Source organism: Cytobacillus solani (assembly GCF_001420595.1).
GTDB classification, from domain to species: domain Bacteria; phylum Bacillota; class Bacilli; order Bacillales; family Cytobacillaceae; genus Cytobacillus; species Cytobacillus solani.
On the sequence record NZ_LJIX01000006.1, the window covers coordinates 2,150,804 to 2,172,798 of the forward strand.

The 21,995-nt window shown below is 35.9% G+C and carries 20 protein-coding genes and 1 pseudogene; 18 read left to right on the forward strand and 3 right to left on the reverse strand.

The genetic code is table 11. The features are described from left to right. Window positions 1-239: 239 nt before the first annotated feature. The 7 genes from AN957_RS12630 to AN957_RS12660 all read left to right on the forward strand — a co-directional run bounded on the left by AN957_RS12630 (window position 240) and on the right by AN957_RS12660 (window position 6,077). Window positions 240-2,381, forward strand: coding sequence for a coiled-coil domain-containing protein (locus tag AN957_RS12630; protein ID WP_056684446.1), 2,142 nt, complete (start codon window positions 240-242; stop codon window positions 2,379-2,381). Continuing rightward, window positions 2,302-2,811, forward strand: coding sequence for a M67 family metallopeptidase (locus AN957_RS12635; protein ID WP_082446559.1), 510 nt, complete (start codon window positions 2,302-2,304; stop codon window positions 2,809-2,811). The genes AN957_RS12630 and AN957_RS12635 overlap by 80 nt, the downstream gene beginning before the upstream one ends. A gap of 154 nt (window positions 2,812-2,965) precedes the next feature. Next, window positions 2,966-3,148: a hypothetical protein gene (locus AN957_RS12640; protein WP_053475856.1), complete on the forward strand. Its 183-nt coding sequence runs from the start codon at window positions 2,966-2,968 to the stop codon at window positions 3,146-3,148. Between the two features lie 383 nt (window positions 3,149-3,531). Beyond that, window positions 3,532-3,765, forward strand: coding sequence for a hypothetical protein (locus AN957_RS12645; RefSeq protein WP_053475857.1), 234 nt, complete (start codon window positions 3,532-3,534; stop codon window positions 3,763-3,765). A 283-nt stretch (window positions 3,766-4,048) separates the two neighbouring features. Further along, window positions 4,049-5,227, forward strand: coding sequence for a formamidase (gene fmdA / locus AN957_RS12650; protein ID WP_053475858.1), 1,179 nt, complete (start codon window positions 4,049-4,051; stop codon window positions 5,225-5,227). Window positions 5,228-5,248: 21 nt separating this feature from the next. Continuing rightward, window positions 5,249-5,521 carry an FmdB family zinc ribbon protein gene (locus AN957_RS12655; RefSeq protein ID WP_053475859.1) on the forward strand — a complete coding sequence of 91 codons (273 nt, stop codon included), beginning with the start codon at window positions 5,249-5,251 and terminating at the stop codon, window positions 5,519-5,521. Window positions 5,522-5,681: 160 nt separating this feature from the next. Then, window positions 5,682-6,077: a phosphatase PAP2 family protein gene (locus tag AN957_RS12660; protein WP_082446561.1), complete on the forward strand. Its 396-nt coding sequence runs from the start codon at window positions 5,682-5,684 to the stop codon at window positions 6,075-6,077. Between the two features lie 93 nt (window positions 6,078-6,170). On the opposite strand, the gene AN957_RS12665 is transcribed toward AN957_RS12660, so the two are convergent. Together AN957_RS12665 and AN957_RS12670 are read right to left on the reverse strand one after the other, a co-directional pair. After that, the gene (locus tag AN957_RS12665) at window positions 6,171-6,464 is read right to left on the reverse strand and encodes a hypothetical protein (RefSeq protein ID WP_053475860.1); all 294 of its coding nucleotides are present in this window, start codon (window positions 6,462-6,464) and stop codon (window positions 6,171-6,173) included. 232 nt (window positions 6,465-6,696) lie between these two features. Next, entirely contained in the window at window positions 6,697-7,263 is a 567-nt protein-coding gene (locus AN957_RS12670; protein WP_056684449.1) for a YkoP family protein, read from the reverse strand. 242 nt (window positions 7,264-7,505) lie between these two features. Between AN957_RS12670 and AN957_RS12675 the strand changes: the two genes are divergently transcribed. From AN957_RS12675 to AN957_RS12695, 5 genes are all read left to right on the forward strand, one after another. Then, entirely contained in the window at window positions 7,506-8,129 is a 624-nt protein-coding gene (locus AN957_RS12675; protein ID WP_056684451.1) for a DedA family protein, read from the forward strand. 459 nt (window positions 8,130-8,588) lie between these two features. After that, window positions 8,589-9,272, forward strand: a complete 684-nt coding sequence (locus AN957_RS12680) for a helix-turn-helix transcriptional regulator (protein WP_231690063.1) — start codon at window positions 8,589-8,591, stop codon at window positions 9,270-9,272. A gap of 38 nt (window positions 9,273-9,310) precedes the next feature. Further along, complete coding sequence (gene sdaAB / locus AN957_RS12685) at window positions 9,311-9,973, forward strand: L-serine ammonia-lyase, iron-sulfur-dependent subunit beta (protein WP_056684454.1); 663 nt, start codon at window positions 9,311-9,313, stop codon at window positions 9,971-9,973. A gap of 199 nt (window positions 9,974-10,172) precedes the next feature. Then, the gene (sdaAA, locus tag AN957_RS12690) at window positions 10,173-11,051 is read left to right on the forward strand and encodes an L-serine ammonia-lyase, iron-sulfur-dependent, subunit alpha (protein ID WP_056684457.1); all 879 of its coding nucleotides are present in this window, start codon (window positions 10,173-10,175) and stop codon (window positions 11,049-11,051) included. Window positions 11,052-11,355: 304 nt separating this feature from the next. After that, a complete protein-coding gene (locus tag AN957_RS12695) occupies window positions 11,356-11,727 on the forward strand; it encodes a hypothetical protein (protein ID WP_053475866.1) in 372 nt (123 codons plus the stop codon). A gap of 147 nt (window positions 11,728-11,874) precedes the next feature. Here the strand turns inward: AN957_RS12695 and AN957_RS12700 are convergent, their stop codons facing one another. Continuing rightward, window positions 11,875-12,879: an NAD-dependent epimerase gene (locus AN957_RS12700; protein WP_056684460.1), complete on the reverse strand. Its 1,005-nt coding sequence runs from the start codon at window positions 12,877-12,879 to the stop codon at window positions 11,875-11,877. 373 nt (window positions 12,880-13,252) lie between these two features. On the opposite strand from AN957_RS12700, the gene AN957_RS12705 reads away from it, so the two are divergent. From AN957_RS12705 to paaA, 6 genes and pseudogenes are all read left to right on the forward strand, one after another. Continuing rightward, window positions 13,253-14,314: a glycosyltransferase gene (locus AN957_RS12705; RefSeq protein WP_056684463.1), complete on the forward strand. Its 1,062-nt coding sequence runs from the start codon at window positions 13,253-13,255 to the stop codon at window positions 14,312-14,314. 516 nt (window positions 14,315-14,830) lie between these two features. Then, window positions 14,831-15,925 (forward strand): CotS family spore coat protein, encoded by a 1,095-nt coding sequence (locus AN957_RS12710; protein ID WP_056684465.1) that lies wholly within the window; start codon window positions 14,831-14,833, stop codon window positions 15,923-15,925. Window positions 15,926-15,927: 2 nt separating this feature from the next. Further along, window positions 15,928-17,103: pseudogene (locus AN957_RS27730) on the forward strand (glycosyltransferase family 4 protein); the annotation flags it as partial. A gap of 1,393 nt (window positions 17,104-18,496) precedes the next feature. Beyond that, window positions 18,497-19,402, forward strand: a complete 906-nt coding sequence (gene galU, locus AN957_RS12720) for a UTP--glucose-1-phosphate uridylyltransferase GalU (RefSeq protein ID WP_056684468.1) — start codon at window positions 18,497-18,499, stop codon at window positions 19,400-19,402. A gap of 1 nt (window position 19,403) precedes the next feature. Beyond that, complete coding sequence (locus tag AN957_RS12725; RefSeq protein ID WP_056684471.1) at window positions 19,404-20,723, forward strand: UDP-glucose dehydrogenase family protein; 1,320 nt, start codon at window positions 19,404-19,406, stop codon at window positions 20,721-20,723. 295 nt (window positions 20,724-21,018) lie between these two features. Continuing rightward, window positions 21,019-21,978: a 1,2-phenylacetyl-CoA epoxidase subunit PaaA gene (gene paaA / locus AN957_RS12730; RefSeq protein ID WP_053475872.1), complete on the forward strand. Its 960-nt coding sequence runs from the start codon at window positions 21,019-21,021 to the stop codon at window positions 21,976-21,978. Window positions 21,979-21,995 lie beyond the last annotated feature (17 nt).

The window sequence follows — 21,995 nt, forward strand, 5'->3', positions numbered from 1 at the left end:
AGAAAGCAATTTTACGTACAGTTGACCCATACATAATATATTCCCTTAGATCAAAGGTGTGATTTAAATTATCTATGAAATAAGCCTAATTAATTTAATGAAATTTGTTGTGAATCTCTAGTGTTTTTAACATATAACTTCTGAATGAAAAGAGTATTCCCTCTATCCAGTTACACTTTTGCCCAGTAAGCATAGAATGAAAAAAAAGAACTGGGCTAATGACTAAGGAGGAGAAACTGATGATAAGAAGGAATCAGTTTGATAAACTGACACACATACAGCTTCAACAGAAGGTGATTCATCTAGAGTCTGAACTTTCCTATTACCGAGCGGACAGCCAGACGAGAGATAGGAGGTACCTGGAACAAATAAAAATGTTGAAAGGCGAAAATGAGCGATTGAATTTAGAACTCACTGAAATAACGAAAGCCGAAGTAAAAAGTAATCAAACAAGAGATGAATTAATAGATGATTATAATGAGCTGCTTATGAAAAATACAGCTTTGCAGAAAAGAATCACAATGCTTGAAAAAAATACTGTCCGAACAGTGCTGGATAATGATCATGCAGTTGAAAATAGCCAATTGCAGGAGATTATTAAAAAGCAGGAGGCGAAAATTGCTAAATATGTGGAACAGATAGAAACAAATAGAGAAAAGGAAATAACAAGTAAGCAGCATGCAGACAGAATATCCATTAATTTGTCCGAAGCTTATGAACAAAACCAACAGTATAAAAAAGAACTGAGGGACCTGGAGAAAGAATTAAAACAAAGAACTGAGGATTATGATCGGTTATTTAAGCAAAATGAAAAAATGGGCCATGACTTTCAAGGAATCCAGGAAAAACAGGAACAATTACAACAGAAAAACGTATCTTATCAACAAAAGATAACCCAATTGGAATTAGAAAAAACTACTGCTCTTGAGTCTGCTAGTCATCTGCAAACTGAATTATCAGAAGCAAAAGCCAAAATAAAAGAATTGGAATCACTGAAATTAGAACTGTTAAACCGTCTGGAGAACCAAGTGAAGGAAATGAGTAAATTAGAAGATGCAAACAATCGGTATAATGAGGAAAAAATTACACTCCTAAATAAGATTGCGCATCTTGAAGAGGAAAATACTTCGATTCATGAAAGTATTTCAAACATATCTTCACAAAGGCAATCCGATGAAAAAAGACTAGAAAAAATCACTTCTAACTTAAATGAGGTTTTCGCAGAGACAAAGCAGTTAGTACGGATGACATCATCATTAAAACACCAATTGGAAGCAAAGACTATTGAACTTAACCAAATTAAAAAAGAGAAGGAGATGCTCATGCAAGAAGTCATTTTGCTTAAAGATGAATATGAGAAGTCTGAGGCTAAAAAGAATGAGTTAGAACACCAAATTGAGATCATGAGAAATGAATTGCTGAAAGCACAAAGTTCCTTATCGAAGCTTGAGAAATTCGAAACAGAGAAACTAAAGCTTAAAGAGGATTTAGAGTCAAAAATTGATGAATTTAATATGCTTACCGATCATTATCAGCGTGAGAAAGAATCTTATCTTAAAGTTCTTGAACATGTGCAAGATCAAGTAAATGTATATAAAGAAAAGTCTGAGCATTTTGATACCGAAAAAGGATCTTGGTCCAAGCAAATTGATGAATTAAGAACTGAACTAAAAGAGACAAAAGCAACTATTGTGAAAATGGAAGAAATGGAACAGAATAATCTAAAGCTTACTGCAGAGCTTCAAGCGAAAGAGATTGAAATCTATAAAGCTAAGAAGGATGGAGAACGTGTACTCGCTCAACAGATGGAAAAATTCCAGGCAGAGATTGAACTGTATCGATTAAAAATTAATCAATACGAAAAAGACAGAGAGACTTGGGAAAAGCAAATGAAGCAAATGAAAGCTCAATTTAATGCTTTGGAATCTACTTTGGAGGAAAAAGAGATTTTTATTAAGCAATATATTCAACAGCCTATTTCCCAAACAAGACCTGAGCATCAAAATTCGTATCAGCAATTTAAGCCAGATCAGCCAGTTCAATCCCAGCCTGAACAGCCTTTACCAATACAAAGCCAACCTGCTCAACAGATTAAACCTGCAGTACAGCAGGAACAGTCTGCCCAACAACAAGCTCAACAACAAAGTCAACAACAAAGTCAACAACAAGCTCAACAACAAGCTCAACAACAAACTCAACAACAAACTCAACAACAATTTCAACAACAAGCCGACTGGTTCCAAAGAATGATGCAACAGCAGCGTGGCTATCAGCCCCTGCCCAAAAGCCAAAATTCGCAGCATGGAACAATGGACTTCTTTACCTTACGTAATAAAACAACCCAGCCCACAGGTATGGGAAACTACGGGAATCAAAGGTGATTTGAATAATCTAGACCTTCGTATTCCTGCTTTTGAAATAAAAAAAGCAGTTTATGAGGATATGATATTGTATTGTCAACAAGCACTACCTCATGAAGCCTGCGGATTACTTTCAGGACCGCAATTTAATGGCATGAATCTATGGAAAATAAAAAATGAATCTCTTAATTCTAACCGATTCACTATGTCTAAGGAGTCAATCGAACGTACTTCAAAGAATGCAAATGGAATTGGTGAAAAGATTTCAGGTATATTTCACTCTCATCCAAGCTCACCTGCCTATCCATCATCGCATGATATTGGAAATAATCCTTATCCGAATTTAGCCTATTTAATTGTTTCTTTTTATAAAGGGAAAGTAGAAGTGGGTTGTTTTCAAATAATTGAGGGTAAGGTAATCCCATTGAAATTAATCGTTGTGGATGAGTGAATGAAGACGGCGGATCAAGCAGATCGCCGCTTCTTTTATTTATATTATGAGTTTTTACCTGAAACAGAAAAAATGGGTTTTAATCGAAACACGTCATATTTTTATGAAACATATAATTAAGAGTAAAGCACCTAAATATCCAGGAGGGAGAATTTTGATAAAAAAACAGATAATAAAAATTCAAAAGAGATCTTTTGAATCGCAACAATCTCCGGAATCCATACCCTATATGGGACATAAGATCAAATCCAATACCATACCAGGAGGAGTGAATCCTATAAAACAGAAATATAAAAACGGTGGCTGTGGTTGTGGAAGAAACCAAAAAAAGTCGTAGGTCAAATCAATTTTAAATAAATTCAAGAAAAAAAGGCGACTCTAAAATTTCAATAAATTTTATGAGTTGTCTTTTTTGAAATAATTGTCTATTTTGTAAACGAGTACATTGTTACAGTTGAATTGCGAAATAATGAGCTCATTTCAGACTATGGAGAACCTTATTCAAAATGATTCAGTGAAAAAGACAAGTCTTACCTCATGTCTTAGTCTAACCCATATAGTAAGAGGGTAGTTGTCTATTGAATCATCCCTATGCCCCCCCTATACATAAATGTCCCTTAGTTAACACCACTATTATCAGTATGTGCCCCTGTTCATCAATTTGACTTTGGTGTTTTTTCAAAAGCGTAGTAAAATAAAACAAACAAGGAGGGGAACCAAATGAGCGAATGTAAATTAGATCATTCTCACGATGATGTAAAGGCTAAATACGAGCAGCAAATAAAATTTTTACCAAGTGATACAATCCATTTATTTGAGGAATTTTTTCAAAAAGAACATACTCAAGACATCTTAAATGAAGTCTTCCATCTATTAAAAAAGTACGATCTATCATCAAATGACGAAAAGGAAGAACGTGTCAATCGTTTATATTTAGTATTGAAAAATGTATAAGCGATACCTACACCGCTGTGAGAAAGCCTGCTGCGGTGTTTTTTTATGTGTCGGTCTAATTCGTAAAATAAATCTTTATGTACGAATGAAAACCTACACGGTGAAATGAAGCAGGCAAGCATTAACATATGTGGTTGATGATTGTAGCTCATAATAGTTTTATTGCCTGAATGAATAGGGATAATTAGAATAAATCGGTTTCCGAAACATATACTTGTACAAGAAAACGCATACATATTTTTACTCCATTAGAAATGAATTACTTATTTTAGGAGGAAATAAAATGCCAAAAACAATGTACAAACTTGATTTAAGTAAACCAATGGAGGAGCAAATTCATCCTGGGCATAATAGATGGCATCCAGATATTCCTGCTGCTTTCTCTGTTGATCCAGGAACCGCGTTTCGAATGGAATGCCAAGATTGGACGGACGGACAAATTAAAAATAATGATACTCCAAATGATATTAGGGATGTGAATTTAGCCCGAGTACATGTTTTAAGTGGTCCCGTTTATGTAAATGGAGTTGAACCAGGAGATCTTTTAGTTGTTGACATATTGGATATTGGTACGTTTCAAGAATATGAATGGGGCTTTAACGGTATTTTTGCAAAGGAAAATGGCGGGAGCTTTTTAACAGACCATTATCCAGAAGCTGCAAAATCGATATGGGATTTTGAAGGGATTTACACAACATCAAGACATGTGCCGGGTGTGAAATTTGCTGGAGTCATTCATCCTGGTTTAATTGGTGTTGCTCCTTCACTTGAGCTTTTACAGAAATGGAATGAACGAGAAAATGAATTAAAGATGACAGATCCTGACCGAGTACCTGCACTTGCCAACACTCCTAACCCTGAAGCAGCTGTACTTGGCACCCTTAAAGGAGCTGAATTTGACAGAGTAGCAAAAGAGGGAGCAAGAACAGTTCCTCCAAGGGAAAATGGGGGAAACTGCGATATTAAAAATCTATCAAAGGGTTCAAGAATTTATTTCCCTGTTTTTGTTAAAGGCGCCAAACTTTCAGTAGGTGATCTTCATTTTTCACAAGGGGATGGGGAAATCACTTTTTGCGGTGGAATCGAGATGGCAGGCTGGATAGACCTTAAGGTAGATGTCATTAAAGGGGGCATGGAGAAGTATAAAATAAAAGAAAATCCAGTATTCAAACCAGGCCCAGTTGATCCTCTTTATTCTGATTTCCTCGTTTTTGAAGGAATATCAGTTGATGAAAAGGATGGAAAGCAGCATTATTTAGATGCTAATATCGCTTATAAAAGAGCATGTTTAAATGCAATTGAATATTTAAAAACATTGGGTTATACAGGGGAGCAGGCATATATGCTATTAAGCACTGCTCCTGTTGAAGGACGAATTAATGGAATAGTGGATATTCCAAATGCATGCTGTACAGTTGCGATTCCAACACAAATATTTGATAAAGATATCATGCCGAAATAAATTGTTGGGAGGAGAATTCTGATGCCCAGTTATACATTTTGCTGCCAAAATTGCGGTGATTTTACATTGTTTTTAAAATCAATGACTGGGAAAAAAGATCGAGCAGCATGCCCAGAATGTTTAGAAGAATCTACACGAGTGTATCTTCCGCCTAATCTTTTTTCTTATTCAAAAGAACTTCGTACTCGAATTGAAAAAGGAATGGAGCCACGAAGAATGACACGTGAGGAATTAGGACCTAGGCAGAAAATAAAAAACAAATCAACTAGCCGTCCTTGGCAAGTTGGAAATTGAATTAGTTTAAAGCGGCTGTTTAAACGGCCGTTTTTTATATGTTTTTTGAAAACTTTTCTAAAGTAATTCCTATAACAATTGGTTTTTTCGTACTGTATCTCCTAAGGTAATTTAAGTAATTCAATAGAAGCCATTTACATTTATTTTTGTTTTGGTTTTCATGTGGTCTAAAAATGATTCCTACAAAAATATTGCTAATAATGCATTAATGTCTATGGGAATTACATTGTTTATTCATACTTTAATTAAATTGTTTTATTTTAAACCACGTCCTTTTGTAAAAAATCGTGTCGGTATAATTATTCCATCAAAAATAGATTCTACATTTCCAAGTAAACATGCACTGCTAGTATTCGCTATATCAACTTCTATCTTTCTTTATGACCGTTTCCTTGGTTCAATTATGTGGCTGTTATCATTATTGGCGGGCTTCTCTCGTATTTGGGTAGGGCATCATTACCCATCTGATATAATAGGTATTGCCTTTATTGCATCCATAACCAGCATTATTTTAGATAAAATCTCTCATTTAAATAATCATTTTATCCGTCAATAGCATTTAATTCCTAATTGAATTTAAAATGTGCCCACAGATTTTAATCTTCACCTAAAAATGCCCATCACAATGTGGGCATTTTTAGGTGAAGAGCTATTTATTTGTTAAAGACTTTAGATCAGGTCCTAATTCTTTCGCAATCTCTGCTAAAGCAGGAGCGTTTTGTTTATTGCCATTTGCCCCCAATTGAATGCTATTCATAACCTTTTGAATAGGTCGCAACATATTGCTGTTTTGATTTCTTTTTAACCCATATGCAACTGCACTAACACCTAGACCTAATAAAGATGCCCAGACTATGCCTTTATTATTTCTTTTTCTGCCAAACATCTTCATAATGTTTTGCTTTCTCATAGTATTGAAAAGCGCTGCTAGCCAGTTATTCATTTTCAAGCACTTCCTCTTTAGAGAATTTAGAAATGAATCTTTCACTTCCATTATCTAATATTTGCTTAAAGACGTTTGAAAATGCTGACATCTTTTTCATATGGACATAATTTCATAAAACCGGACGAAAACTGCTTGAGAAAAAAATGTAATGAATGAACAGACAAAAGCCCAAATATGAAAAAGATTCGGAACTATTTTTAAAGTCACGTTAAATTATAATAACAAAGATTTATTTTTCACTCATTGTTTGAACATATTTGGATAATTTATTTATAGACATAAATAAATAGCTTGGATTATGGAGCTTAAGTACATTCCAATCAGATGTATTCTTGCTTGATAGAATTTCGATTGGCAAGAAGGAGATTCGTTTAAACCATTTATAAATAGGATGAGAAATCTCAAAAATCTCAAATCCAAGCCTTTCACAGCCTTTGTTTAACATTGTAATTCCAATTATCCCTTTGATCTTTTTAGAATGAGTATGATTTTGAATATAATTTTCTATTCCAGGTAAAGACATTTGAACGTACTTATAAATCATTTTTGCTTTTCTAATTTCACTGTTAATGTTTTTAAATTCCTTTAGCAGTCTAACATTGTGAAGATGAATCTTAACCAATGTATCATTCTTGTTTATTAATGTCCCATCTGAAAGGATAATATTCCTGCCTTTATATTTGGTTAACCTAACCCGAAAAATGTTACCCTCCTTACAAGAAGGGTATGTAAGGCGAGTGCATTGAAAATATAAAGGATCGATTATAGACCAAATGGAGATAAAAAAATCTCTCATGTTCCTATACTCCTTTTTCATAACCAGTTTTATTTTATTTTTATCAAAAAAAGAAATCTTTACTTATGGTAATTTAGGGCTGAATTAGATATAAAAAAAGATATTCGCTTATCTTAGATGTTTATTATTTTTTTCTGTATAAAGTCGAAAAGTAAACAAACTATAATTTTATAGGGTTTAAGGAAAATCCATCTATCCTCTATTAAATAAATGAATTAAGTAAACAGGAATGGGGAGAGTTTATGGAATTCATTGAACGTTTGTTTGCTCAATATGGATATTTTGTGTTGTTATTCGGTCTACCCTTGGAATTAATTGCTCTTCCGATACCTCCTGGAAACTCAACACTTGCATACACCGGATATTTATCCCACAAGAATGTTCTTGACCTACTACCAGCTTTAGCAATGGCATATTCTGGATCGGTTCTAGGTATATCAATTGCGTATGGGATTGGAAAAAAGCTAGGTATGCCTCTTGTCGAAAAATACGGAAAATGGCTATTCCTGAAACCAGAATATTTAAAGAAAACAAGAATAACTTACGAGAAATATGGGAACAAAATGCTTTTATTTGGTTTCTTCTTGCCCGGAGTCAGGCAGCTCAACAGCTACTTTGCGGGCATTATTCAAGTACCGTATCGAACCTTTGCATTATATGCCTATACAGGGGCAGCCTTATGGGTTTCCATATTCATCGGTATCGGTTATGTGTTCGGTAATCAATGGCAGCTAGTTTTTACTTTGATAGAACATTTTATGAAGTTTATCTTAATCATATTATGTGGTACGTTAATTATTTTTCTCTTATTAATATGGCCTAGTCGGTTGAAGAAGTGGTTGGACATTCATAAAGGGAAATCGTAGTAGACTGCCAATGATTCATCCCATGCCTCTTCCCTAAATGGTTTATTATATTCAAGCTATGCTTCTTTTTACATTTATTCTTCATTTCACCTTTAATTTAGTACGGAGAAGAATTCTTATACCCTCCTTTTAAATAAGGAATTTTGGTATATTTAAATTTATCTATTTATGACGCTGAGTAATGTACTATTGGGTATATATCGTCAAAAAATGAGGAAAGTATCCTTAATATATTTGGATTCAGTAATTGTTATGAAATAAATAAATAAATAAACTCAACGCCTGTGTTTATCGTTACGAAACGAAGGTAACGGTCAGTTTTAGCGTGGGTTTTTAATCGTTTTACAATTTTTTTTAACTATTAAAATATTATTTTAACTATCTATTTTTTGTGGTAAGATGAATTTATAAAATGTTATTAACTTATTTATAAAGAAAACCGACATAAATGTAAGGGAAGTGTCTGAATTGAAGGAATCTCATCAGCCTATTTTTGATTTAGCAATTCGCACAGCCGATATGCTTGTGAAAATGTTCGGTTCCCGTTGTGAGGTAGCTGTTCATGATTTTTCTGATCTAAAGAAATCACTCATTCATATTGCAGGGAATGTGACAGGGAGAGAAATCGGATCTCCGATAACAGACCTTGTCCTAAAGGAATTAGCAAAACAGAAAAGAGATATTGAAGATATTCCTAATTATAAAACGCAATCGAAGAAAGGGAATATCATGAAATCGGCTACTATTTTTCTGCGTGATCATGAAGACAAAGTAATTGGGGCCTTATGTTTAAATTACGATATCAGCCTACTCATGCAATTCGGAGGAGAAATTGAAGAATTTATCAACTTTGATGAGCAACAGGCAAAATCAGAGAACTTTTTTACCTCTGTTCAGGATGTGACACATGAAATGGTTGAACAAGTTCTCCATGGCTTTAAAAAAGCACCTTCTTTAATGAGTTTAGATGAGAAGGTGGAATGTGTTCGCCAGCTTGAAGAGAAAGGGACATTTCTAATAAAAGGAGCGACTGATTATGTCGCATCCGTATTAGGTGTCTCTAAGTTTACCGTTTATAATTACTTGCAAAAAATTAGGACAATAAATGAGTTCCAGACAGAAGAGCTAGCTGAGCATAAGTAATCATCATTCATTCAATTATAAATAAAGGAGCTTATGAAATGAAATATAGATCAGCTTTTGACATCATTGGACCTGTTATGATCGGTCCTTCCAGCTCTCATACAGCAGGTGCGGCGAGGATTGGCCGTGTTGCCAGAACATTATTCAACCGTTTGCCGAAGAAAGCAGTAATATCCTTATATGGTTCTTTTGCAAAAACTTACAAAGGACATGGAACAGATGTGGCAATCGTCGGCGGGTTATTAGATTTTGATACATTTGATGAGCGCATTCCAACTTCTCTTCAGCTAGCTGAGGAAGCAGGCATGGAAGTTGTTTTTCAGGTAGAAGATACAGTGACAGAACATCCGAATACGGTTCGGATTAATTTATATGATAACCAAGGTGATTTAGAGGTTGTTGGAATTTCAATTGGCGGTGGAACCATTGAAATAACAGAGCTAAATTCCTTTGAATTGAAATTATCTGGTGAACATCCTGCTATACTTGTTGTTCATAATGATCAGTTTGGCGTGATTTCAGCTGTTACTCAAATATTAGCGAATCATGAAATTAATATTGGACATATGGAAGTTTCCCGAAAGGAAAAAGGAAAAATGGCATTAATGGTTATTGAAGTCGACCAAAAAATTGACCAAGAGATCATGACAGAGATTGAAAAGCTGCCAAATGTAACACAGACGATTAGAATGGTTGACTAAGAAAAGCGCAAGCACCTTGATCATCGCCGTACAAACGCAGAAGGTCTCCGTCTGAGATAAAGGAAACACGGTGAGCGAGAGCGAACCGATGTTGACTTATCGTAGGGAGGGGGTCTGAAGTTTGATAGGCGATAGGACGCTTGCGCTAGACAATTCTCTAACTCCAGAATGAAAGCAGCCAAGAATTAGGGGTGAAATCATGTTATTCAGAAACGTAGCGGAGCTTGTTGAACTTGCAGAAAGTAAACAAGTGAAAATAGCAGAAATTATGATTCAGCAGGAAATTGAAGTGACAGGTCTATCAAGAGAAGAGATCATTGCAAAAATGGATCGAAACCTAACTGTGATGGAACAAGCAGTAGAACGAGGATTGAACGGTGTTACCTCTGTTTCCGGTTTAACAGGAGGGGATGCAGTCCTTCTGCAGAAATACATTCAAAGTGGAAAAGCTTTATCTGGAAATATCTTATTGGATGCGGTAAGCAAAGCGGTTGCAACAAATGAAGTCAATGCTGCCATGGGTACAATATGCGCAACACCAACTGCTGGTTCAGCTGGAGTTGTTCCAGGTACATTATTTGCCGTGAAAGAAGTATTAAACCCTACAAGAATGGAAATGATTGAATTCTTATTCACTTCCGCAGCCTTTGGATTTGTTGTAGCGAATAATGCGTCCATATCAGGAGCTGCTGGCGGTTGTCAGGCTGAGGTGGGATCTGCAAGTGGAATGGCTGCTGCTTCGATTGTTGAGCTGGCTGGCGGGACACCGCGCCAAGCAGCTGAAGCGATGGCGATTACATTGAAAAATATGCTAGGTCTTGTTTGCGACCCTGTTGCTGGATTAGTGGAAGTTCCTTGTGTAAAAAGAAATGCCATGGGTGCTTCTAATGCGATGACGGCTGCCGATATGGCTTTAGCAGGGATTACAAGCCGAATTCCATGTGATGAAGTCATACATGCGATGTTCCTTATTGGGCAATCAATGCCGTCTGCACTTAGGGAGACCGCAGAAGGTGGACTTGCTGCCACACCTACCGGAAGAAGGCTGGAAGCTGAAATTTTTGAAAAGAAAAATTAGCTGTACATTTAATGCCTGGATCCTGATTAAAAAAGGATTTAGGCTTTTTCTTTGTAAAAAGTAAATGATCGGTTGATGACCTGTACAAGCATTTATGACGGGAAGAATAACCAGCGCAGAGAAGAAGGTAGAATGATATTTACATGATTGGTTGTTAGTAGCCAATTATTACTTGCTTATTTATCAACAATTAATATTTCCATAAATTTCATAGAAGATTAAAAAAAGTGTAAATAAATATACACAGATTCCTTATAGGAACAATGATAATATAAAATTACCAAAAAAATAGGGAGCGATACTTATGGAGGAGATACTAAAGCAGATATTATCTGGCATGAATGAAATGAAGAATGATATAGCTGAAATCGGAAAAAACATTAAAACAGTTGAACATAGGCTGGACCGCTTAGAAAAAATGGACAGCATTGAACATAGAGTAGAAGTGAATCAAATTGACTTGACTGACATTAAGGAGATATTGGAGAAAATGGATTCATTCCAAACAGATGTCCTTAAAGACTTTTTCCAAATCTTTAAAGGCAATTCATTTAATAAAGTCCTTCAAGAAGAATTAAATTTAATCAATCAGCGTTTAGATGCACAATTAACGAAAATTGCAAAAAATGAAGAAGCAATCTTAATGATTGAAGGGAAAAATAATAAAGTTAGCTAAACTATGCATAATCACAAGGCGCTAATAATGCGCTTTTTTTATTTTCCTCAAAAGGAACCATCATAATGGTAAACTTTTTAATACTAAACTTTCGGACAAAAAATTCAAGCTATAAAGGGATGTAACCCTTCAGACTTTTTGGAAGGGTCACTTATTATATGCTTTGTACCAATCGACGAATTGAGATAAACCTTGATCAATGGATGTTTTAGGATAAAATCCCACATCGGTCTGCAAATCGGATATATCAGCATAAGTTTCCTTTACGTCCCCTGGTTGCATAGGAGCAAATTCTATTTTTGCTTTTTTGCCAATTAAGTTTTCTAATGAATGGATGAAATCCATTAATTTAATAGGTTGATTGCTGCCGATATTATATATTTTATATGGGGCATAGCTTGAACTTGGAATCGGATTTTGCCTATCCCAATTTTCGTTATATTTTGGAGGGTGATTAAGCAAACGGATTATGCCTTCGACTATATCATCTATAAAAGTAAAATCTCTTCGCATTTCTCCATTATTAAATACCTTTATTGTTTTCTCTTCTATAATATTTTTCGTAAATGAAAAATAAGCCATATCAGGTCTACCCCAAGGACCATAGACCGTAAAGAACCGAAGACCTGTAGCAGGTATATTGAATAGATGGCTATAAGTATGAGCCATTAATTCATTAGCTTTTTTTGTTGCAGCATATAAACTTACTGGATGATCAACTGAGTCATTGGAAGAGAATGGAATACTCCTGTTTGCTCCGTAAACGGAACTGGATGAAGCATAAATGAAGTGTTCTACACCATATTGTCTGCATGCTTCCAAAATATTCATAAATCCGACCAGATTTGAGTCAATATAGGAATGCGGGTTCTCTAGGCTGTAACGTACTCCCGCTTGAGCTGCCAAATTTACAACTATTTTAAAAGTTTTAGTTTTGAAAATTTCATTTACCTTATCTCTATTTGTCAAATCTATCTTATAAAATTTGAAGTTTTTGTTTTTTTCTAGTAGTTTCAGACGGTCTTGCTTTAAACGAACATCATAATATTCATTAAGATTATCTGCACCAATAACATGATAACCAAGGGTTAACAAACGCTTTGATAAGTGGAACCCAATGAACCCTGCTGCTCCCGTTACTAAAATATTCATTGTGTTTCTTCCAATTCTTCTTCTCTTTTTCCATTCACTAGATTCAGAACTTGTATTTTTCCAAAGCGTCTATTACAGTATTGAATCTTCATTTTTTTTGCTCCTTTAAAAGGGAATGTAGGTTTAAGCTTACATATTATATATTCAATAGGTCACAAGTTGTTTATGCTTAAGCCTACTATTTATCAGGATGGGCAGATATAAATGTGAACCTAATACTTTCTGCTATGGCTGCGGTTGTGAATCCAGCTGTCAGCGCAGAAACAAACGAATTAAAAATTCCTTTTAGCCCAAGCTACCTAGTTAAATCGTGCATAATTTATTTGGAAAGGACCAGAAATTTTCTGATTTTGAACGAAAGGAGAAGATTTTTTTGCCTACTGCTATGCATTTAAATTTAAGAGTTGATCCAACTCAATATATTCCACAGATTCGGCAAGTTCCTGGCTATGAATACATTCATTTAATCCGCCTGCCTGAGTATATCGTAGATAATTCTCTTCTGAATGAGAAGGTTCATTATTTAAATGAAATTTCCTCCCCAAAAGAATATGTAAATAAGAATAATATCTCTCTTTTACATGCTCACCATGGCCAATTTGGTATATTGCTGCTTCCTTTTAAAGAAAGGACAAATCTCCCATTAGTAACAAGCATTAGGGGAAGAGATGCAACCCTGGCAAACCAGCCTGCAAATTATTTAGAGAATATGAAATTGCTTTTTGATCAGGGCGAACGTTTTTTTCCAGTTTGTGATTATCTTGCAGATAAAATTAGTTTATGGGGTTGTCCTGCTGAAAAAATAAGAATTTTATACGGTGGTGTTGACCTTAATCAATTTAAATACCGGTCTCCAAAGCAAGATGACTCACAAAATATTTTATCCATAGGAAGGTTTGTCGAAAAAAAGGGTCACCATATCTTGATGCAAGCTTTCCAAAAAATAAAGGATAAATTTCCAAATGCAACTCTCACCATTATCGGAAGAGGCGAACTTGAAGGTTACCTCAAAACATTATCTAATCAGCTAAATTTAGGGGAGTCTTTTCGGCTATTAAATTATCTCCATAAAGACAAAATACATGACCATATGGCTAGTGCTGATCTTTTTTGTGCTGCAAGTCTTGAAGCTTCAAATGGTGATGTGGAAGGTATCCCAAATACAATAAAAGAAGCTATGGCAACAGGAGTACCTGTTATCTCAACTTTTCATGCTGGAATCCCTGAATTGGTCACACATAACGAAGATGGAATATTGGTCAAGGAAAACAATGTGAATGAGCTGGCAGAGGCAATTGAATTCATGCTGAAAAACAGACAACTGTGGAAAGAATACACAATCAGAGCCCGAAATAAAATTGAACAGAAATTTGACCAAAATAAACAGCTGTTGCAGCAGGCGAAATATTATGACGAATTGTTATATGGGAATTAAACTTTGAGAATGCAAAACGGAAGCTATGTTTTTCAAAAAAAATAATTTTGAAGAGTAAATGTCCATTTGTAATTGTAAGCGAGGAAATTTGGAATTTAAAAAATATATGTGTATGATTTCTATCAAAATACTAGCCATTTTTAGAAACACACTAGTAATAGCTTGTAATAAAGAGGCTTTAGTAAATGGGTAAATCCCTCATTTTTTCTTCTTTTTATGTTCCCATGTATTCCCATATTAATATTAAATTTTCCAATCAACTGTCCATTATATATAGAGCCATAGCGAAAAGGTAATAGAGTTCTCTTAGAAAAAACAGCACTGCAGCAAATTGGGTCGGTGTTAAATGACAAAAGCCAATTGTTCATGTAACAAAATGGGTATTATAGCTTTCATATGCTGTTATCACTGCAATTAACATCTTTTAAAATACACATCTAATTAATTTGTCCTATACAAATATAGTTTATAAACATAATTTATAAAAGATTCATGAAACTTCAAAGGAGGAGAAATATGGAAAACTTACAAATCGTCCCATGGGAAGTTGATGAACTTATGCACGAGTTTTTTATTCCAGACTATATTACTGAACTAGCAAATTACGTTCTTCAGTCGTATGCCTTTTCTGTTCACAGCATTGAGGTGGTTACTACTAAGCCGGATAAAGGAGGAGCTATTTGGAAACTAGAAACGAGTTCGGGGCCAAAAAGTTTAAAATTACTACATCGAAGACCTACCAGAAGCATGTTTAGCTTAGGAGCTCAGGAATATTTAGTTGATGTGCAAAAGGCAAGGGTACCGCCGATTATAAAAACAAAGGATGATGCTCCGTATGTTGAGGCAGGGGGAAAGCTATGGTTCGTTGCTGAGTGGATTTTACCATTGGAGCCTGTTACAAAAGATTTGGAAGGAGCCAAACAGCTTTGTAGCGCTCTTGGAGAATTCCACCGATTAAGCAAGGGGTATGTTCCTCCTCAAGGAGCTGAAGTTGCATCTAGACTATATAAATGGCCAAAAAGCTATGAAAAAGTAATGAACAAAATGGACTGGTTTCGAAATATTGGCAAAGCATATGAAGAAATGCCAGCAAGTCCTTATTTACTGAATGTTATAGATTTATTCGAAAATCAGGCAAAAAATAGTTTCGAAAGGTTGAATCAATCAAGCTACTGGGAGCTTGCACAGCAAGGAAATGAATACTGGGGATTAGTCCATCAGGATTACGGCTGGTCAAATGGTCAAATGGGTCCTAATGGCATGTGGATTATTGATTTGGACGGTGTTGCATATGATCTACCGATTCGTGATTTAACAAAATTAATTACTGGTACTATGGCGGACTTATATAATTGGGATGCAACTTGGATAAGAGAGATGATCAAGGCTTACAATGAGGAAAATCCAATTTCATCGAAACTATACGATATCCTGATGATTGATTTATCCCTTCCGAATGAATTTTACAAGAATATTAAAGAGGTAGTATATGAACCTGAATTATTTCTCGATGATACTGCAACAGCCTTAATCCAAACCATAGTAGATACCGACCAATCAAAGTGGCCAGTATTAGAAGAAATTAAAGACGATTGGAAGGGAGTAAATTAAGCATGAAAGTGTTAATGATTTGTACCGAAAAGCTTCCGGTTCCGCCAATAATGGGAGGTGCAATCCAAACCTATATATCCGGCATCCTGCCTTATTTAAGTAAAGTCCACGATATTAGTGTTTTAGGAGTAAATGATGCATCACTTCCGAATCAAGAAACAGTAGATGGCATCCATTATGTTCGTGTACCGGGAAAAATATTTGAAGTATACAGAAAAGAGGTCATTCGCTATCTTGAATCTAATCATTTTGATCTCATCCATATATTTAACCGTCCTCTATTAGTCATGCCTGTTAGACAAGCGTCACCTAATTCAATAATAACCCTAAGCATGCATAATGATATGTTCAATCCGGAAAAAATCAATCCCGAAGAAGCGAAATCAGCTTTAAATGAAGTCTCTAAAATTGTAACAGTCAGTGAATATATCGGTGATGTCATTCGAACGTTATATCCTGAGGCTTCACCCAAAATCAGTACAATTTATTCTGGCGTAGATAGCAGCCGATTTTTACCTGGTAATCATCCAAAGATGCAAAAAACACGTAATGATATTCGCAAAGCGCATGGCCTAGAAAACAAGTCGGTCATTCTTTTTGCTGGGAGACTTTCAAATAATAAAGGAGTAGATAGGCTAATTAGGGCAATTCCAAATCTTTCAAGAAAATTTAATGATTTAGCCTTAGTTATAGTTGGCAGTAAATGGTTCAGTCAAGATGATATTTCTGACTATATTGCCTATGTAAAATCATTAGCAAAGAAACTGCCGATACCCGTTGTAACAACAGGTTTTGTTGCACCAGATGAAATTCAAAACTGGTTTGCTGCAGCTGATATATTTGTGTGTACATCAATATGGCAAGAACCATTGGCACGGGTGCATTACGAGGCGATGGCGGCTGGTCTGCCTATCGTAACAACTGCAAGAGGAGGAAATCCGGAAGTAATACTTTCTGGAGAGAACGGCCTTGTAGTGGAAAATCCAGAGGATCCTGGGTGCTTTGAAGAAAAAATTGCAGAAATATTGTCAAATAAGTCACTGATGAGGAGAATGGGGGAAAGAGGGAGAGAGCTTGCGGTTTCTATTTATAAGTATGATAGAGTAGCTTCGGAGGTTCTTGAAATTTGGGAGCAATCTATGCAAATGCCAGCCGTTCATGTACTTCAGGAAGAAGCAGTTAAGACTGCTGAAGTACCTGCTATGTTTGAAATGCAGAACAAATTTGAAAATCAAGGAGAACAAGAAATTGACAATGATAAAATAGTTAGCTTCTTGGATAGTAAGCCTGAAATTGTGATGCCTAGTGAATTCGCTGATAAACAACCTGCCGTCCCTCACGGTAAACTGAACGATCAACCCCATAGTATTTATGATGAAAAAAATGCAGAAATATTGTTATACAAGTTATTAATGAGAAGATTGGGAAAGGAGGAAAAAGACCTTGCTACCGAGGTTCCAGAAATCAGGAAACAATTAATACAATTATTATCTAACAATGTACCACAGGAAGATACAGTTAAGACCGCTGAAGTTCCTATTATGAATGAAGTGCAGAATACATTTGAAAATCAAGAAGATCAAAAAATTGACAAGGGTAATTTAGATAGCTGGCAAGATAGTAAGTCTGAAAGTAAGAAGCCTATTGAGTCCACTGGTAAACAATCTGACGCCCCTCAAACTAAACTGAACAATAAACTCCATAGTATATTTGGCGGGAAAATTATGGATATATTGACAAACGAGCCATTAATGAAGAGAGTGGGGGAAAAAGGAAGAGTAATCGCATCCGAGGTTCTTGAAATTTGGGAGGAATTTTTACAAACGATATCTAATTATGTAGTTCAGGAAAATACCGATAAAACTTCTGAAGCGCCTAATATGAACAACACACAAAACAATGTTGAGAATCAAAAAGAACAAGAAATTGAGATACCGAGTGAATATTCTAATAAACAATCAAAAGTCCCTCAAACAAATCTGCATAATAAACTCCACACAAAATCTCATATTACTTCCCAAAAACAGGGATTCTCTAAAAAAGACCGTTATCAAGGGGATAACTCATACTCAGTAATGAAAGGCCGCTACCGAGATGAAGAAAGTTATTCAGTTATGAGAGGCCGCTACATTGATGCTGACAAACACCATGGGAAAGATAAATGATTGGATCATGTCAGACGAAGAAAATGCCATGCTGCTCAAGCATCGTGCGATTCAGAAAATGATAATTGCCGTGAAAATAGCTACGCCTTTCAGAAGGATATCATCAGAGATTACTAATTAAACAGAGGGACAAGGGCAATTTGGCTGTTTAAGCATCCATTAGGTTAAATAAAACTCCATGCCCATTAGGGTAAAGGAGTTTTTTATTGCAGTCTATCGGTAAGTAAGTCACCGTTGTCAGAAGAGTACCCTATTTAGGACTAGGAAATATAGCATGTTATTTAACACAACACGTTTTACGGTATTTAAATAAAACTGTTATTTATGCACAGTTGTTAGGCTTTTAACGTAGCGGTAATTATCTCCTTGCATATAAAAGATTAAGGAAAAAATAGGGAGGCAGTTTATGAAAATTCGAAAAGCCATTATTCCCGCCGCAGGCCTAGGCACTCGCTTTTTGCCTGCTACAAAAGCTCAGCCAAAGGAAATGCTGCCGATTATTGATAAACCGACGATACAATATGTTGTGGAGGAAGCGGTAGCTTCAGGCATAAAGGAGATTGCTATCATAATAGGGCGAGGGGAAAAATCAATTGAGGATCACTTTGATAAATCATATGAAATTGAACAAGTACTATTAAAGAAAAAGCAATTCGAATTATTGGAAGAAATCCAGAAAATATCCAACATGGCAACTATCTATTATATCCGTCAAAAGGAGCCAAAGGGTCTAGGGGATGCGCTTCTATGCGCGAAAAGCTTGATTGGCAATGAACCCTTTGCGGTCCTGTTAGGGGACGACATTGTGATGTCTGAAATACCTTGTCTGAAACAAATTATCAATGTTTACGAATACTACAATTCCTCAGTGGTATCTGTTCAAGATGTCCCGGCGAAGGAAGTAAGTAAATATGGGATTATCAAGCCAAAAGGCAATCAAATTGAGCCGAATCTATTCTGCATTGACTCATTAGTAGAGAAGCCAAGTATAGAACAGGCTCCTTCAAGATATGCCATTATGGGCCGCTACGTGTTAAGGCCCGAGATATTTGACATTCTCGAAAGCCTTCCTGCTGGACATGGAAATGAGCTGCAGCTGACGGATGCTATACATGAATTAAACAAACAGCAGGCCGTATACGCTTATAATTTTGAAGGAACCCGCTATGATATTGGAGGGAAAATAGGGTTTATTAAGGCAACGGTAGATTTTGCTTTACAAAGAGGCGATACTAGGGAACTAGTTCTTGAGTATTTAAAGGAAATAAATAACAAAGAAAATCATCTATATGTAGAAAGAGAGCTTGAATAAGATGAATGTAGCCATTTTAGGTACAGGTTATGTTGGGCTGTCTACAGGTGTGTGTTTGTCGGAAATTGGTCACAGAGTTGTATGTATTGATCTAGATGAACAAAAAATTAATAATCTCATTCAAGGGATCTCCCCCATCTATGAACCTGGCCTTGAAAATTTACTTATTAAAAATATTGAAGTTGGGAGAATGGAATTTACAACATCACATCGGGATGGTTTAAAAGGTGCCGAAATCATTATTATTGCTGTAGGAACACCGCAAAAAAATGATGGGGCTGCCGATTTATCGTATCTTGAGCAAGCGGTGAAGGATATTTCAATTCATTTAGAACAGAGTGCTATTGTTGTATTAAAGAGTACAGTGCCAGTTGGTACCAATGAATATATTAAAAGCATTTTAGATGACCGCTGCAGCAAACAAGCAGCTATTGAGATCATTTCAAATCCAGAATTTCTCAGGCAAGGTTCTGCCATAATGGATACAATGAAAGCTGACCGAATTATTATAGGCTATGCAAATAGAGAGGCTGCAAATAAAGTATTAGAGATGTATCGTCCATTGAATGTTCCATTTCTATTAACAAGCATTAGAAGTGCGGAAATGATTAAATATGCTTCCAATTCATTTTTAGCAACAAAGATTAGCTTTATTAATGAAGTTGCAAATTTATGTGAAGCAGTGGGAGCAGATATTAAAGAGGTTGCTGAAGGGATGGGAAAAGATAAAAGGATTGGAGAGGCTTTCCTTCGTCCAGGAATTGGATACGGTGGATCTTGTTTTCCAAAGGATGTTAAAGCTTTGCTTCATACTGCCGATTTACATGGAGTTCACTTCTCATTGCTAAAAGAGACCATTGCTATTAATGATCTTCAGCAGGAAACCCTTGTCAGGAAAGCGATGAATCGTTTTGGAGACTTAAAAGGAAAAAAAATTGCATTGCTTGGTCTTGCTTTTAAGCCGGAGACAGATGATATGCGGGAAGCACCCTCTATTAAAATTTCTCGCCTATTAACAAACCTAGGTGCAGAAGTGGTTGCCTATGATCCCGTTGCAAAGGATAATGCCAGAAAGATATTAGGGGATACCATCACGTATTCCAGCTCAATCAATGAAGCTGTTTTAAATTCTGACGCTGTTTTTATTATCACAGAATGGAAAGAGATTAAGTACTTGGACATGGCAAAACTGCTGAAGAATATGAGACATCCAATCATTTTTGATGGAAGAAATTGTTTAGATGAAGAAAGAGTAAGAGCATGTGAGGCTTTAGAATATTATCCTATAGGAAGACCAGCTATTTTGATAGGGAAAAAATAAATGTATAAAAGCGGCTGGACCTTCTGTTTATATGCATACTATTTCCTGATGGTGGAAGCAGTTAATTATAAAATTGAAAGAAAAGAAGTTGAGTTAACACCTGCTGATTTTTAATCGAGTCAGCAGGTGTTCTTATGTTTAAAATAAATTATTTAATTTTCTGAAAACTAATTGACTTTTAACGGTTTACACTGTATCTTTGTGTTAAATATATATGACATATAAAAGGTATAACGTCTAATAAACGTTATATATAAATAAAATAATTTCAAAAAACTTTTAGGAGGTGAAGGCATTGTCGGATGTTATTTTTTCAAATCAATTAACCGAAAAGGAGAAATACGAGCATTTTTTGAAGAGGATTAAAGAAGGGGAAAAAATTGAAGCAGACGATTGGATGCCAGATGAATATCGCTTCACACTGATTAAACTGATCTCCATGCATGGTATAAGCGAAATCATGGGGGCGCTCCCTGAAAAAGAGTGGGTGCCAAAAGCGCCTTCATTAAAAAGAAAGCTAGGCATTATGGCCAAAGTACAGGATGAAATGGGGCATGGACAGCTTTTGCTTCGTGTGGCTGAGGACTTAATGAAACCTCTAGGAAAAACACGTGAGGATATACTGGAAGATTTATTTAGCGGCCGTCTGAAATTTCATAATGTGTTTCATATGGAGGCGCCGACATGGGGGGATGCTGGACTAATTGGCTGGCTTGTCGATGGGGCCGCCATTATTTCACAAACGAATATGCTGAATGCTTCTTACGGACCTTATGCACGTGCCTTAAAAAGAATTTGTGCTGAAGAAGTATTTCATGCCCAGCATGGGGAGGCCATTATCATGGCATTGGCAGAGGGCACAAAGGAACAGCGTGAAATGGTTCAAGAGGCAGTCAATCGTTGGTGGGAAGCGCTTCTCATGTTTTTTGGACCTGCAGATGCATCTACAACAGGAACATCAAAGCAGGACATTACAATTAAATACCGGATCCGGACAAAAACAAACGAAGAGCTTAGGCAGGACTTCTTTTCAAAATATATTCCAAGGGTGTTATCACTAGGGCTGACTTTGCCAGATGAGACACTGCATTTTGATAAAGAGCAAGCTCTTTGGGTATATAAACAGCCGGACTGGAATCGTTTTAAAGAGATTATTAAAAATAATGGACCAAAGTCAAAAGATCGTTTGGAGCTCCGCAAGATGGCATATATTGAAAATCAGTGGGTACGTGAGGCTTTGAACATGGCTAAATAAAGGAAGTTTAGAAAGGA

Bases quoted from the DNA above. Each gene is read 5' to 3' on its own strand.
- sdaAB (WP_056684454.1), top strand. From the start codon at position 9,311: ATGAAATATAGATCAGCTTTTGACATCATTGGACCTGTTATGATCGGT.
- AN957_RS12695 (WP_053475866.1), top strand. From the start codon at position 11,356: ATGGAGGAGATACTAAAGCAGATATTATCTGGCATGAATGAAATGAAG.
- AN957_RS12655 (WP_053475859.1), top strand. From the start codon at position 5,249: ATGCCCAGTTATACATTTTGCTGCCAAAATTGCGGTGATTTTACATTG.
- AN957_RS12630 (WP_056684446.1), top strand. From the start codon at position 240: ATGATAAGAAGGAATCAGTTTGATAAACTGACACACATACAGCTTCAA.
- AN957_RS12700 (WP_056684460.1), bottom strand. From the start codon at position 12,879: ATGAATATTTTAGTAACGGGAGCAGCAGGGTTCATTGGGTTCCACTTA.
- galU (WP_056684468.1), top strand. From the start codon at position 18,497: ATGAAAATTCGAAAAGCCATTATTCCCGCCGCAGGCCTAGGCACTCGC.
- AN957_RS12710 (WP_056684465.1), top strand. From the start codon at position 14,831: ATGGAAAACTTACAAATCGTCCCATGGGAAGTTGATGAACTTATGCAC.
- AN957_RS12660 (WP_082446561.1), top strand. From the start codon at position 5,682: ATGTGGTCTAAAAATGATTCCTACAAAAATATTGCTAATAATGCATTA.
- AN957_RS12645 (WP_053475857.1), top strand. From the start codon at position 3,532: ATGAGCGAATGTAAATTAGATCATTCTCACGATGATGTAAAGGCTAAA.
- AN957_RS12725 (WP_056684471.1), top strand. From the start codon at position 19,404: ATGAATGTAGCCATTTTAGGTACAGGTTATGTTGGGCTGTCTACAGGT.
- AN957_RS12635 (WP_082446559.1), top strand. From the start codon at position 2,302: ATGGAACAATGGACTTCTTTACCTTACGTAATAAAACAACCCAGCCCA.
- AN957_RS12675 (WP_056684451.1), top strand. From the start codon at position 7,506: ATGGAATTCATTGAACGTTTGTTTGCTCAATATGGATATTTTGTGTTG.
- sdaAA (WP_056684457.1), top strand. From the start codon at position 10,173: ATGTTATTCAGAAACGTAGCGGAGCTTGTTGAACTTGCAGAAAGTAAA.
- fmdA (WP_053475858.1), top strand. From the start codon at position 4,049: ATGCCAAAAACAATGTACAAACTTGATTTAAGTAAACCAATGGAGGAG.
- AN957_RS12665 (WP_053475860.1), bottom strand. From the start codon at position 6,464: ATGAATAACTGGCTAGCAGCGCTTTTCAATACTATGAGAAAGCAAAAC.
- AN957_RS12670 (WP_056684449.1), bottom strand. From the start codon at position 7,263: ATGAGAGATTTTTTTATCTCCATTTGGTCTATAATCGATCCTTTATAT.